The organism is Sphingopyxis sp., assembly GCF_035565275.1.
GTDB lineage: Bacteria > Pseudomonadota > Alphaproteobacteria > Sphingomonadales > Sphingomonadaceae > Sphingopyxis.
Window position 1 is genome coordinate 1 of the sequence record NZ_DATMST010000036.1, and the last position, 13,264, is coordinate 13,264.

A 13,264-nucleotide genomic window follows, 5' to 3' on the forward strand; every position below is an offset into this window, starting at 1 on the left:
ATCGCAGCCGCGATCGCGGCGCTCGCCTGCTGCGCGGTCGGCGACAGCGTGGTGCCGCGGTAGCTCGTGAGTCCCGTCGGAGCGAGCCACATCAGCTCGTCGGCCTGATGGCCGCCCATCATGATCGCGGCGCGGTCCTTGCCCGCGACCGACACGACCTGCGCCTTCGGATCGCGCGCCTTCATCAGGTCGCCCAGCGTCGGGACGAGCAGATGCTTGGCCGACGGCGCATATTTGCCGCTTCCGGAGGACGTGCCCGCAACGCTTTCGTCCTCGGCGCAATAGAGACGCTTGTCCTCGCGGCCGGCGGCGAGGTCGAAATAATTATTGGCGATGATGCCCGTGTGCGCGGGGTGATTGCCGGTCAGGATCGTCGAATGGCCGGGACAGGTCTCGGTCGCGCCGTGCGACTGATATCCCGACGGAAAGACCACACCCGAAGCGAGACGCGCGAGACCGCCGGTGAAGTGGCCGCGATATTCGGCGAACAGGTCGGCGGAAAACTGGTCGACCGCGACCATCACGATCAGCTTGGGCGGCGGCGTCGCGGCGGTAACCTTCTGGACCGCGGGCGCCGAATTCTGCGCAAGGGCGGTTCCGGCACCGGCGAGACAAAGGGCGGCGGCCAGGGCGGTGGTGACATATTTCAGCTTCACGGGCGGCTTCTCCGGATCGAGGGTGTCAGCGCGGGCTGTCCTCTCGTCGAAAGCCGCCTATATGGCAAGCCTTCGAACGACCAACAGCTGCGGACGGGCCATGAATTTGCTGAGTGAGGCTTTTGTGACACGCATCGGCCAGATGTTGCTGGCCGTGCTGGCCGGCGCGCTCCTTTTCGCGGGGCCCGCGCACGCGCAATCGACGCATATCCAGCCCAAGCTGGTCGCCGAGTCGGTCGTCCCCGCCCCCGGCGGCACGACGACCATCGCGTTGACCATGGCACCCGACAAAACCTGGCACGGCTATTGGGTCAACGGCGGCGATGCGGGGTTCGGCCTGTCGGTCGAATGGAATGCGTCCGATGGCGTGACGGTGGCCCCTTTCCGCTATCCGGTGCCCGACGCGCTGGTCCTCTTCGGCATGATGAACCATGTCTACGAGCATCCCTATGCGCTGCTCGCCGAGGTGCAGGTCGACAAGTCGGTCGCGCCCGGCACCGACCTGGCGCTGTCGGGAGTCGCCCACTGGCTCGCCTGCACCGACAAGGTGTGCGTTCCCGAAAAGGCAGTGATTTCGGTCGCACTGAAGGCCGGCGACGGGAAGGTGACATCGGCGGAGCGCACCCGCTTCGACGGCTGGCGCGCGCTGCTGCCGCAACCGCTCGACCTACACGGCACATGGGAACGACGCGGCGACACAGTCCGCTTCGCGATCCCGCTTCCCGCGAGCACTGCGATCGATGCGCCGCACCTGTTCGTCGAGACGCAGGATCTTGTCGACTATGCCGCGCCGCAGCGCTTCAGCCGCAACGGCGACCGCATCATTGTCGAAACGCGTACCAAGGGCCAAAAAGCCGGACCGGTCGCGGCACTGCTGAAGCTCGGCGGCGGACGCGGGCTTTCGGTCAAGCTCGAACCCGGCAGCGTTCCCGCGGCGGGCGAGACGATCGCCGGAACGGCGAGCGGTATCGATATGGAGCTGTTCTGGACCGCGCTGGGCGGCGCGATCCTCGGCGGGCTGATCCTCAACCTGATGCCGTGCGTCTTTCCGATCCTCAGCCTCAAGGCGCTCAGCCTCGCACGCGCGGGCGGTGACGCTCGCACGGCGAAGGTCGAGGCGCTCGCCTACACCGCAGGCGCCATTGTAACCGCACTGCTCCTCGGCGGCGTACTGCTCGCGCTGCGCGCGGCGGGCGAGCAGGTCGGCTGGGCGTTTCAACTGCAGCACCCAGTGAGCGTGCTTGCGCTGCTGATCCTTGCTCTTGCGGTCACGCTCAACCTGCTCGGCGCCTATGAACTGCCATCGTTCGGCGGCGGGCAGGCGCTCGCCGGCAAAAGTGGCGCGGCGGGTGGTTTCTGGACCGGCGCGCTCGCCGCCTTTGTCGCGACTCCATGCAGCGGCCCGCTGCTCGGAGCGGCGCTGGGCGCGACGCTGGTCCTGCCGGCATGGGCGGCGCTGCCGATCTTCGGAGGACTCGGGCTTGGCCTCGCGCTACCCTTCCTCGCGATCGGTTTTGTTCCCGCGCTGCGGAAACGCCTGCCCAAGCCGGGGCCGTGGATGGACCGCTTCCGCAAGTGGATGGCGCTACCGATGGGCCTTACTGCCTTGGCGCTCGCGTGGCTGCTGTGGCGCCAGATCGGCAGCGGGTCGCAGCTCATATGGCCCGTGGTCGCCGTGGCCATGGCACTTGTCCTATTTACACATTATGGCGCCATCCAGCGCGGCGACCGCCGATCGTGGCTGTTGATTGCCGCCGGCCTGCTCTTCGTCACCAGTCTGGCTGGCACGGTAAGCGAATTTGCACGGGCCGAGCGTACGACCGGAACCGCCGGTTCAACCTTCTCCCCCGCCGCGCTCGCCGAAGCCCGCGCGGCGGGCAAATCCGTCTTCGTCTATTTCACCGCCGACTGGTGCCTGTCGTGCAAGGCGAACGAGGCGGGCGCGATCGACCGCGAGGTGGTTCAGACCGCCTTTGAAAAGGCCGGTGTAGTCACGCTCGTCGGGGACTGGACCAATGGCGACCCCGTCATCACCCGCACGCTCGCCGAGCATGGTCGCAACAGCGTGCCGCTTTACCTCTGGTATACGCCGGGAGCCGCGCAGCCGGAAATCCTGCCGCAGATCCTGACCCCCTCCATGCTCGCCGAAAAGGTGGGCGACTGATGGCGAAACAGCGCGCCGACCAGTTGCTCGTCGACCGCGGGCTCGCCGAAAGCCGGACGCGCGCACAGGCGCTCATTCTCGCCGGACTCGCCTTCGTCGGCGACCGCAAGATCGACAAGGCGGGACAGCAGATCGCCGATGATGCCCAGATCAGCGTCAAGGGCCGCGACCATCCGTGGGTGTCACGCGGCGGGATCAAGCTGGACCATGCCCTGTCGCACCTCGGCTGGGACGTCACCGGCCTGGTCGCGATCGACGTCGGATCGTCGACCGGCGGGTTCACCGATGTGTTGCTCAGCCGCGGCGCCACGCGCGTCTATGCTGTGGACTCGGGCACCAACCAACTCGCGTGGAAGCTGCGGCAGGACGACCGCGTCGTCGTCCACGAACAGACGAGCGCGCGTATCCTGACGCCGGCGCATATCCCCGAGCCCGTCGACCTGATCGTTTGCGACGCGAGTTTCATCGCGCTGTCAAAGGTGCTGCCGGTGCCGATGTCGTTTGCTAAATACGGCGCGCGGCTGGTCGCGCTGATCAAACCGCAGTTCGAGGCCGAGCGGCACGAGGTCGGCAAGAAAGGTGTCGTGCGCGACGCCGCGGTCCATGCGCGCGTCTGCGCAGGGGTTCGCGAATGGCTGGAGAGCGGAGGCTGGAATGTGTGCGACCTTGTCGAAAGCCCGATTACGGGGCCCGAGGGCAATGTCGAATTTCTGATCGCGGCGGTGAAGCAAGCCGCTTGACGCTGCGCCGCACAATCGCGACACAAATGCAACGGAGTCGCATGTGGGGGGTATTGCGGACATGACCGAAATAGCAACGCGGGGCCAGCTTCGCATGTCCTATTTGCGCTGGGCGCTCGTCACCGTTCCGGCCATCGTGCTGATCGGCAGCCTGATGGGCATGCTGTCAAACAGCGGCTATGGAAATCGCTGGTTCGACGCGCTCGATCTGCCGCCAATCACGCCCGCGGGCTGGGTGTTCGCTACCGTGTGGCCGATCCTCTATATCTGCCTAGGCCTTTCGCTCGCGATGATTCTCCATGCGCGCGGCGCCAAAGGGCGCGGCTTCGCGCTGTTGCTCTTCTTCGTCCAGCTCGTCGCCAACTTTGCCTGGTCGCCGCTGTTCTTCGGCCAGCATCAGGTCACGACGGCGCTCTACCTCATCATTTTCATCCTGATGGTGACGATTGCGACGGCCTTTGCCTTTGCGCCGATCCGCAAGGCGGCCGCATGGCTGCTGGTCCCCTATATGGCATGGCTCGTCTTTGCCGCGGTCCTCAATTTCCAGATCGACCAGCGCAATCCCGATGCCGAAACCCTTGTCCCCGCTGCCGCGAGCACCCAAATAGGCTAGTGGCAAGGGGATAGCCCCGACGAAGGAAGTAAAAATGCAAAGCGAAAACCGCTTTTTCGACGATCTGGCAAAGATGGTGAACGGCATCGCCGGAACCGTCGCGGGCGCCGGCCGCGAAGCCGAGGCCGCGATGCGCGACCGCGCGAAGGAATTCGTCGGCCGGATGGATTTCGTCAGCCGCGAGGAATTCGAGGCGGTGAAGAAAATGGCCGCCACGGCGCGCGCCGAAGCAGAAGCGCTGAAAGCGCGGCTCGACAAGCTCGAAGGCGTCGCGAAGCCCGCTACGGCGCCCAAGACAGCGGCAAAGCCGGCGGCGGCACCAAAGGCAGCGGCAAAGCCAGCCGCGAAACCAGCTGCCAAGTCTGCGGTCCGCAAGCCCAAGGCCTGACGCGCCTACGCGCCTTGGCGTATTATGCACAGACTATTCCCCGGATGGCACCGGACACGGACTCGCGTCGTCGCGCCATCCGGGCTAAGGCGCGCGCATGAGTGACGATATCTACGACGACGATGACGGCCAGGAAGCAGCACCGATGGAGATGCTGGCGTCCTATTTCGCCGCGCACGACTGGCCGCACGAGATGGTAGGCGAGGACGAGATCGTCGCGACCGCGCAAGGCAGCTGGACGACCTATGAGCTTCGCGCCGTATGGCGCGCCGACGATGGCGTGATCCAGCTGCTCGCTTTCCCCGACATCCGCGTCGTCGAGGACAAGCGCGCCGTCGCGCACGAAGCGCTCGCGATGATCAACGAGCAGCTCTGGCTTGGCCATTTCGAACTCTGGTCAAACAGCGGCACGATCCTCTACCGCCACGGAATGCTCGTCGGCTCGGACGCACAGCTGCCGCTCGACCTCACCGAAACATTGATCGAAAGCGCGATCGACGAATGCGAACGTTTTTATCCGGTGTTCCAGTTCGTGCTGTGGGGCGGCAAGACTCCCGCCGAGGCGCTCGCCGCGTCGCTCATCGAGACGCGCGGCGAGGCCTGACGTCGTACCCGACTACTGGCGCTTTTCGAAACGCGTCAGCCCCGCCCCCAGCTCGTTCTTGCCGATCGCCAGCGCTTCGCCGCTCCAGTCAGCGACGAAAACCGACTGCCGACCGATTCCCTGCGGCAGGCTGGCCCGGTTGCCGTCGATCACCAGTCCCCGCGACGGGTTGTCACGGCTTTCGGGCGCGACGGTGATGAATGCCGAATAATTTTCCTTGTCGCGGCCCTGCACGAACAGGTTGTTGACGATCCGCCCGGTCGCCCCCGACGACAGATCGACCATATAGTTCGTCGCCTTGCCCTGCGTGTCGTCGAAGCTGTTGTCGCGGACGTCGACTTGCCGCGCACGCGTCTTGAGATAATGACCGCCGCTGCCCTTTTCGAAGCGGGTGCGGGTCACGACGACGCGGCCGTAGAGCCCGGTGTAGACGCTGTGCGCACAGCTCAAACCCCGATCGCAGCGGCCGAGGCGCGAGAAAGTCGAACGATCGATCGTCAGCGCAGCTTCGGGATCGTCCGCGGTAAGGATGCCTTCCTCGCTGTTGCGGAACAGGCTGTTCACGACGTCGAGATCGCCCGTTTCGAGCCGGATTCCAGCGCCGTTGCCGTCGGGCACGCGCATGTTCTGGAACACCAGCCCATCGACCCTCGCGCCGGCCCCTCGCAGCACCAGTGCCGCCTTGCCTTCGCATGTCACGCCGTCGAAAATCGCGCGGCCGGGCTCGGCGGCGACGAAGGCGATACGGCCCGCGGTCTGGACCGCGCAGTCGCGATGATAGCCGGGCGAGACGCGGATCGTCCCTTCACCTGCGCCGACTGCATCGACCGCGTCCTGCAGCCGCCCGAAGCTGCGGCCGCTTTCGGCGACAACATAGGGCCCGCTGCCCTGCTGCGCGGGCAGCGGCATCGGCGACAGGAGCAACGGGAGGGCGAGAAGCGGCAGCAGCGGCCGGCGGAAGATCGACTTGAGCATGGCGCGCCCATAACGCTTTTCCGAAGCGCCGTCGCCCGCGAAGCTGGTTAACCCGGCGCCTGTCCCCTTATCGGACAGGCGCACGTCGAGCAGTTAATCGAGGTTCGGACGCAGCCAGCGCGTCGCGGTCGCGATATCGACGCCGCGGCGCACCGCATAATCGGCAAGCTGGTCCTCACCGACCCGCGCGACGCCGAAATAGCTCGCATCGGGATGGCCGAAATAGAAACCCGATACCGCCGCAGTGGGAAGCATCGCAAAGCTTTCGGTCAGGATCGCGCCCGAATTTGTACCTGCATCGAGCAGATCGAACAGAATCGGCTTCAAACTATGGTCGGGGCACGCCGGATAACCGGGTGCCGGACGGATACCGCGATATTCTTCCTTGATGATCGCCTCGGGCGTCAGCTGCTCGCCCGGCGCATAGCCCCAAAGGTCGGTCCGGACATGCGCGTGGAGCCGTTCGGCGAAGGCTTCGGCAAAGCGGTCGGCGAGCGCTTTCAGCAGAATATCGTTATAATCGTCATGCGCCGCCTTGAAGCGCGCAAGATGCGGCTCGATGCCGTGGATCGCGACCGAAAAGCCGCCGATCCAGTCGCCGTCACGGCTGACGAAGTCGGCGAGGCACATGTTGGGCCGTCCCTCGCGCTTGGCGATCTGCTGGCGCAGGAAGGGCAGGCGGATGTGCTCTTCGCTCTCTTCCAGATGGATGATCACATCGTCACCCTCGCGGCGGCATGGCCAGAGCGCGGTGACGCCGCGCGCAGTCAACCAGCCTTCGCCAATGATCCTGTCGAGCATCGCACGCGCGTCGGCGTACAGATTTCTGGCGCTTTCGCCGACTACCGCGTCGTCCAGGATCGCGGGATAGACCCCGGCAAGCTCCCACGCGCGAAAGAAGGGCGTCCAGTCGAACCATTCGACAAGCTCGGCCATGTCCCAGCTATCGAACACATGCACGCCGGGATTCTCGGGCGGAAACGGCCGGATATGCTCGTCGATCGCGAACCCATTGGCGCGCGCATCCTCGATCGGGATCAGTGCGCTCTGCCCCTTGTTCGCGCGCACGTCTCGAACATGCTCATAATCGTCCTTATAGCCTTTCACATAGGCATCACGGCCGGTGTCGCTGACCAGCGCGGTCGCAACGCCGACGGCACGGCTTGCATCGAGGACGTGAAGCACCGGCCCTTTGTAAACCGGGTCGATACGCAGCGCGGTGTGGACCTTCGACGTGGTCGCGCCGCCGATCAGGAGCGGCATCGTCATACCCGCGCGCTGCATTTCCTCGGCGACCGTTACCATCTCGTCGAGCGACGGCGTGATGAGGCCGCTGAGGCCGATCATGTCGGCGTCATTCTCGTTCGCCGCCTCGAGAATTTTCGACCAAGGCACCATCACGCCGAGGTCGACGATCTCGAAGCCGTTGCATTGCAACACGACGCCGACGATATTCTTGCCGATATCGTGGACGTCGCCCTTCACGGTCGCCATCACGACCTTGCCCTTGCCCTTTGCACCCGGCTCCTTCGCCGCCTCGATGAAGGGCAGCAGGTGCGCCACCGCCTTCTTCATCACGCGCGCGGATTTCACGACCTGCGGCAGGAACATCTTGCCCGAGCCGAACAGGTCGCCGACCACGTTCATGCCGTCCATCAGCGGCCCCTCGATCACCTCGATCGGGCGTGGCATCAGCAACCGCATCTCTTCGGTGTCGTCGACGACGTAGGCATCGATGCCCTTGACCAGCGCATGTTCGAGCCGCTTGGCGACTTCCCAGCCGCGCCATTCCTCGGCCGCCTTTTCCTGGGCAGGATTGCTACCCTTGTAGCGTTCGGCGAGCGCGATCAGCCGTTCGGTTGGCGACTCCGCCTCGCCCTCGACCTTGCGGTTGAGCACGACATCCTCGACTGCCTGCCGCAATTCGGGGTCGATCGTATCATAAACGTCGAGCTGCCCCGCATTGACGATCGCCATGTCGAGCCCGGCGGGGATGGCATAATAGAGGAAGACGCTGTGCATCGCGCGGCGCACGGTCTCGTTGCCGCGAAAACCGAAGGACAGGTTCGACAGGCCGCCCGAGAAATGGACGTGCGGGCAGCGCACGCGGATTTCCTTCACCGCCTCGATGAAATCGACCGCATAATTATCATGCTCTTCCAGCCCGGTTGCGACCGCGAACACGTTAGGATCGAAGATGATGTCCTCGGGCGGGAAGCCGATGCCGGTGAGCAGCTTGTAGGCACGCTCGCAAATCTCGATCTTGCGTTCCCTGGTGTCGGCCTGCCCGACCTCGTCGAACGCCATCACGACGACCGCGGCGCCATAGGCCATGCACTTGCGCGCGTGCGCCAGGAACGGCTCCTCGCCTTCCTTCATGCTGATCGAATTGACGATCGGCTTGCCGGGCACGCATTTGAGCCCCGCCTCGATGACATCCCATTTCGAGCTGTCGATCATCACCGGAATGCGCGCGATATCGGGCTCGGCGGCGATCAGCTTCAAAAAGGTCGTCATCGCATATTCGGCGTCGAGCAGACCCTCGTCCATGTTGACGTCGATGACCTGCGCGCCGTTTTCGACCTGCTGGCGCGCAACCTCGACCGCCGCGGTATAATCGTCGGCGAGGATCAGCTTTTTGAACGCCGCGGATCCCGTGACGTTGGTGCGCTCGCCGATATTGACGAAGCTGGAAGAGGCGGCGGTGGTCATCGGGTAATCCTGAAACTGGGCATTAGGCGGCGAGCGAACGGGCGAGGACGAGATCGTCGTAGAGCTTGCCGCCAACGTCGAACTGGCGCGTGCCGAGGTCGGCGAACCCCTGCTTGCGATAGAAGGCGAGTGCGCGGTCGTTCTGCGCGTAGACGCCGAGGAGCAGACGGCGATGGCCGCTCGCTGCTTCCAGCGCTTGTTTCATCAGCGCGGGACCGAGCCCGCTGCCGTGAAAGCGCGAGAGCGAATAGATGCGCTTCAGCTCGATATCGCCTTCAAGGGCCACGGCGAGATCGGGCTTGCCGACCAGCGCAAAACCGATCGGCGCGCCGCCGGGCTGCGCTTCGGCGATCCAGGCGCGGGCGCCGTCAGCCAGATACGCGCAATAGGCAGTCGCATTATGCTGCGCGGCGCAGTGACCGACGACCGCATCGCCATCGAGAATGCCGGCAAAGGTTTCAAGGAAGGTCGCCGCGCCGATCAGCGCGAGCGCCGGCGCATCATCGGCTCCGGCTTCCCGGATCGTCCACTTCGGAATGTCGGCCATCGGTTCAGGCCGCCATGGTGAAGGGCTCGAGCCCCGCGAGCCGCGTGCGTACCGGCACTTCGGGAATCCGCCGGGCCGGCAGCCCCTCGATCGCGCGCGCCATCGCCGCGATATGCGCGGGTGTCGAACCGCAGCAACCGCCCAGGATATTGACCTGCCCATGTTCGGCCCATTCGCGCACGAGCGCCGCCGTCGTATCGGGCATCTCGTCATATTCGCCCAGTTCGTTGGGCAGGCCTGCGTTCGGATAGACCATCACCAGCGTATCGGCGATGTCTGACAGCACGCGGACATGCGGACGAAGCTGCTGCGCACCGAACGAACAGTTGAGCCCGACCGTCAGCGGCCTCGCGTGGCGCACCGCATACCAGAACGCCTCGACCGTGTGACCCGACAGGTTGCGGCCCGACAGGTCGGTCAACGTCATCGAGATCATCAGCGGGAGTTCGCGGCCGACTTTCGCTTCGGCTGCGAGCGTCGCGGCAATCCCGGCCTTGGCATTGAGCGTGTCGAAGATCGTCTCGATCAGGATGAAGTCGGCCCCGCCCTCGGCCAATGCGATGACCTGACCCAGATAGACATCCTTCAGTTCGTCGAAATCGATCTCGCGATAGCCCGGATTGTTGACGTCGGGTGACAGCGACAGCGTCTTGTTCGTCGGCCCGACCGCGCCCGCGATAAAGCGGCGGCGCCCGTCGCGCTCCTGATAGCGGTCGGCCGCTTCGCGGCCCAGCCGCGCACTTTCATGGTTGATGTCGGCGACCAGATGTTCGGCGCCATAATCGGCCTGGCTGATCGTGTTGGCGCTGAACGTATTGGTCGACACGATGTCCGACCCTGCCGCCAGATAGGCCTCGCCTATCGCAGTGACGACGTCGGGGCGCGTCAGCGCAAGAATGTCGTTGTTGCCCTTCTGGTCGTGCGACAGGCCAAGCGATCCGGCATAGTCGGCCTCGACCAGCTTGCGGAGCTGGATCTGCGTGCCCCAGCCGCCGTCGGTGAGCAGGATGCGGTCCTTCGCCGCCGCCTGCAGGGCTTCGCGTGCGCCCTTGATCGCGTTGGAGGTCATGCTGCCTGATCCTTTGCCGTCGAGACCGGCCGCAGACCCAGCAGATGGCATATGGCATAGCTGAGCTCGGCACGGTTGAGGGTGTAGAAATGGAAATCACGGACACCGCCCGCATAAAGGCGGCGGCACATTTCGGCCGCGATCGTCGCCGCCACCAGTTGGCGCGCGGCCGGATGATCGTCGAGGCCGTCGAAAAGCGACACCATCCACGACGGGATCGCGGTCCCGCACATGTCGGCCATGCGCCGTGTCTGCGATACGTTCGATACCGGCAAAATGCCGGGGATGATCGGCGCATCGATACCCGCCGCGGCCGCCGCATCGCGAAAGCGCAAAAAGCTGTCGGGCGAGAAGAAGAATTGCGTGATCGCCCGCGTCGCACCGGCGTCAAGCTTGCGCTTCAGATTGTCGAGGTCGGATTGCGGGCAATCGGCGTCGGGGTGGGTTTCAGGGTAAGCCGCGACCGAAATATCAAACGGCGCGATCGCCTTCAGTCCGGCGACCAGCTCGATCGCGTTGGCGTAGCCGTCCGGGTGCGCGCGATAAGGTTCTCCGCCGGGGACATCGCCGCGCAGCGCGACGATATGCCGCACGCCCGCTTCCCAATAGGCCTGCGCAACCTCGTCGATCTCGGCGCGCGATGCCTCGACGCAGGTCAGGTGCGCAGCGGGCGGCACGCGGCTTTCGGCGGCGATGCGCGCGACGGTCGCGTGGGTCCGCTCGCGTGTCGATCCGCCGGCGCCATAGGTAACCGAAACGAAACTCGGCCCCAACGGCTCGAGCGTGCGGAACGTGTCCCACAGCTGTGCTTCCATCTTTTCAGTCTTCGGCGGAAAGAATTCGAAGCTGACGCCGATGTCGCCTTCGAGATTGGCAAAGAGCGGCGAGGCGGCGGCACGGCGCGCCTCCGCCAGCGAGTTCAGATTCGACGTCATGCCGCAAGCCTTTTACTTTGTGCGCCTTCACTGGCGGGGGATTGATCCTCATCGCTGCGGCGGCGGCCGAGCCAGAGCTTCACGGCCAGTTCCCCACCTTCGAGCGCTTGGGTGGTTTCGAGCAGCAGCCCCGCGGAAGCGAGCCAGCCGCGAATCTGCGCATCCGAGAAGCCGAGACGCGCATGGGCTGCAAGATTGCGCAGTTCCTCGTCCTCGTGCGGAGCGAAATCGACGACGAGCAAATGGCCGCCGCCGCGCAGCACGCGGCTCGCCTCGGCGATCACGCGATCGGGTTCGTGCGCAAAGTGCAGCGCCTGATGTATGACAATGCTGTCGACGCTGGAGTCGGCGACCGGCAGGTTCAGGAAATCGCCCTGGAGCAGGTCGACCGGGACCGGCTGCCCCTCCAGCTTCGCCCGCGCGATGCGTAACATTTCGGGGCTGCGGTCAAGCGCGGTGATACGGCGTGCGGTCGGTGCGAAAATCTCTGCCATCCGCCCCGTCCCCGTTCCGATGTCGAGCAGATGACCAAGCCGGCGATTGTGCATCATCGCCAGCATCGCCGCCTCCACCTCGCTCTCGGCGACATGGCGCGAGCGGATCGCATCCCATTCGGCGGCGTGCTCGGCAAAATAGCGTTCGGCCGCCGCAACCCTTTCCTCGCGCACCGCCGCCAGGCGGCGGGCGTCATGCGCAATGACCAGCGCTTCGCGCGCCGAAAAAGGCCATTTATCGGCCTCTCCAATGATGTTCCCGACAGGGGTGCCCTCGGGAATCCGCAGGAAGACCCAGCTTCCTTCGCGCCGCCGTTCGACGACTCCGGCTTCGACGAGGATGCGAACATGGCGCGACACGCGCGGCTGACTCTGATCCAGCACCACCGCAAGTTCGCCGATTGCAAGCTCCATTTCGCGCAAAAGCGCCACGACTCGCAATCGCGTCGGGTCTGCCAAGGCACGAAAAATGTCGATCAACTCGTTCACCGAATAGCATATAAAGATTTCTTTATATGCCGTCAACCGGGCGGGGTGCCACAATTTCCGCGCCGCGCGAACCGGCCGAATGCGAATTACGACGAAACGGGCAATCTTCAAAAAAAAGGGCGTTGCACGCCCTTTGGCGAGGGGGTAATTCTGCGCGCGATTGGCAATTTTCGGGATCGATCTGTTCCTGTGCCGGTCGATCAGCTCACTCGAGAGGGGTATTCCCAAATGAAGAAATCGATCACTCTGTCGCTCGTCCTCGCCGCCTCGCTTGGCCTCGCCGCTTGCGCCGAAAAGGCCGCCGACGACGCCGCTGCCACGACCGAAGACGCTGCGGCGACCGTCGAAGGCGCTGCTGATGGCGCGATGGAAGCGGCCGAAGGCGCTGCCGATGCATCGGCAGCTGCTGCTGGCGAAGCCGGCGCAGCCGCCGACGCTGCTGGCGCGGCTGCTGCCGACGCAGGCGCTGATGCGGCTACCAAGGCTGCCGACAAGGCGAACGAAGCTGCCGGCGCTGCCAAGGAAGCTGCCGACGCCGCCAAGGGCGCGCTGGAAGAAGCCAAGAAGTAACCTTCTTTCTGCCCTCGGGCTGAAAAAAGAGGGGTCGCAGGATCGCCTGCGGCCCCTTTTTCTTTTGGGACAGGTATCAAGCAGCGCGGTTGCCAAGCCCCCGATCCACCGTTAACTCTCCATTCCTATGGCCGGCCGCCCGGCCATTGCATTCGAAAGGAACACCCATGCGCAAGATCATCATCGCCTCGATGGCCGCTGCGGCCTTCAGCCTCACCGCTTGCTCGGAAAAGACCCAGGACGCCGCGTCCGATACCGCCTCGTCGGCAGCCGATGACGCCGCCGCCGCGGGCGACGCTGCCGCCGAT

Annotated in this window: 13 protein-coding genes; 6 read left to right on the forward strand and 7 right to left on the reverse strand. The window is 65.0% G+C overall.

Features of this window, described 5'->3' with window-relative positions:
- A partial coding sequence (locus tag VN047_RS02480) for an alkaline phosphatase family protein (protein ID WP_325539685.1) occupies positions 1-656 on the reverse strand: 656 nt, incomplete at its 3' end.
- A 100-nt stretch (positions 657-756) separates the two neighbouring features.
- Here VN047_RS02480 and VN047_RS02485 point away from each other — a divergent pair.
- From VN047_RS02485 to VN047_RS02505, 5 genes are all read left to right on the forward strand, one after another.
- Positions 757-2,820, forward strand: a complete 2,064-nt coding sequence (locus VN047_RS02485) for a protein-disulfide reductase DsbD family protein (protein WP_325539686.1) — start codon at positions 757-759, stop codon at positions 2,818-2,820.
- Entirely contained in the window at positions 2,820-3,560 is a 741-nt protein-coding gene (locus VN047_RS02490) for a TlyA family RNA methyltransferase (RefSeq protein WP_325539687.1), read from the forward strand. The genes VN047_RS02485 and VN047_RS02490 overlap by 1 nt, the downstream gene beginning before the upstream one ends.
- Positions 3,561-3,621: 61 nt before the next feature.
- On the forward strand, positions 3,622-4,173 hold the full coding sequence (locus VN047_RS02495) for a TspO/MBR family protein (RefSeq protein WP_325539688.1): 552 nt from the start codon (positions 3,622-3,624) through the stop codon (positions 4,171-4,173).
- 34 nt (positions 4,174-4,207) lie between these two features.
- Entirely contained in the window at positions 4,208-4,561 is a 354-nt protein-coding gene (locus VN047_RS02500; protein ID WP_325539690.1) for an accessory factor UbiK family protein, read from the forward strand.
- A gap of 97 nt (positions 4,562-4,658) precedes the next feature.
- Positions 4,659-5,165: a YbjN domain-containing protein gene (locus tag VN047_RS02505; RefSeq protein ID WP_325539692.1), complete on the forward strand. Its 507-nt coding sequence runs from the start codon at positions 4,659-4,661 to the stop codon at positions 5,163-5,165.
- 12 nt (positions 5,166-5,177) lie between these two features.
- Here the strand turns inward: VN047_RS02505 and VN047_RS02510 are convergent, their stop codons facing one another.
- The 6 genes from VN047_RS02510 to VN047_RS02535 form a co-directional block, all read right to left on the reverse strand.
- A complete protein-coding gene (locus VN047_RS02510) occupies positions 5,178-6,140 on the reverse strand; it encodes a right-handed parallel beta-helix repeat-containing protein (RefSeq protein WP_325539694.1) in 963 nt (320 codons plus the stop codon).
- 93 nt (positions 6,141-6,233) lie between these two features.
- Positions 6,234-8,852: a methionine synthase gene (gene metH, locus VN047_RS02515; RefSeq protein ID WP_325539696.1), complete on the reverse strand. Its 2,619-nt coding sequence runs from the start codon at positions 8,850-8,852 to the stop codon at positions 6,234-6,236.
- Positions 8,853-8,874: 22 nt separating this feature from the next.
- Entirely contained in the window at positions 8,875-9,399 is a 525-nt protein-coding gene (locus tag VN047_RS02520) for an N-acetyltransferase (RefSeq protein WP_325539698.1), read from the reverse strand.
- A 4-nt stretch (positions 9,400-9,403) separates the two neighbouring features.
- Positions 9,404-10,468, reverse strand: coding sequence for a homocysteine S-methyltransferase family protein (locus VN047_RS02525; RefSeq protein ID WP_325539700.1), 1,065 nt, complete (start codon positions 10,466-10,468; stop codon positions 9,404-9,406).
- Entirely contained in the window at positions 10,465-11,403 is a 939-nt protein-coding gene (metF, locus tag VN047_RS02530; protein WP_325539702.1) for a methylenetetrahydrofolate reductase, read from the reverse strand. Before metF ends, VN047_RS02525 begins: the two co-directional genes overlap by 4 nt.
- On the reverse strand, positions 11,400-12,386 hold the full coding sequence (locus VN047_RS02535; RefSeq protein ID WP_325539704.1) for a metalloregulator ArsR/SmtB family transcription factor: 987 nt from the start codon (positions 12,384-12,386) through the stop codon (positions 11,400-11,402). Before VN047_RS02535 ends, metF begins: the two co-directional genes overlap by 4 nt.
- Positions 12,387-12,614: 228 nt before the next feature.
- On the opposite strand from VN047_RS02535, the gene VN047_RS02540 reads away from it, so the two are divergent.
- Entirely contained in the window at positions 12,615-12,956 is a 342-nt protein-coding gene (locus VN047_RS02540) for a hypothetical protein (protein WP_325539706.1), read from the forward strand.
- The last annotated feature ends 308 nt before the right edge of the window (positions 12,957-13,264 follow it).

Coding starts and splice junctions, on each gene's coding strand:
- VN047_RS02490 (WP_325539687.1), top strand. CDS start 2,820: ATGGCGAAACAGCGCGCCGACCAGTTGCTCGTCGACCGCGGGCTCGCC.
- VN047_RS02500 (WP_325539690.1), top strand. CDS start 4,208: ATGCAAAGCGAAAACCGCTTTTTCGACGATCTGGCAAAGATGGTGAAC.
- VN047_RS02540 (WP_325539706.1), top strand. CDS start 12,615: ATGAAGAAATCGATCACTCTGTCGCTCGTCCTCGCCGCCTCGCTTGGC.
- metF (WP_325539702.1), bottom strand. CDS start 11,403: ATGACGTCGAATCTGAACTCGCTGGCGGAGGCGCGCCGTGCCGCCGCC.
- VN047_RS02510 (WP_325539694.1), bottom strand. CDS start 6,140: ATGCTCAAGTCGATCTTCCGCCGGCCGCTGCTGCCGCTTCTCGCCCTC.
- VN047_RS02485 (WP_325539686.1), top strand. CDS start 757: ATGAATTTGCTGAGTGAGGCTTTTGTGACACGCATCGGCCAGATGTTG.
- VN047_RS02495 (WP_325539688.1), top strand. CDS start 3,622: ATGACCGAAATAGCAACGCGGGGCCAGCTTCGCATGTCCTATTTGCGC.
- VN047_RS02525 (WP_325539700.1), bottom strand. CDS start 10,468: ATGACCTCCAACGCGATCAAGGGCGCACGCGAAGCCCTGCAGGCGGCG.
- VN047_RS02520 (WP_325539698.1), bottom strand. CDS start 9,399: ATGGCCGACATTCCGAAGTGGACGATCCGGGAAGCCGGAGCCGATGAT.
- VN047_RS02505 (WP_325539692.1), top strand. CDS start 4,659: ATGAGTGACGATATCTACGACGACGATGACGGCCAGGAAGCAGCACCG.
- metH (WP_325539696.1), bottom strand. CDS start 8,852: ATGACCACCGCCGCCTCTTCCAGCTTCGTCAATATCGGCGAGCGCACC.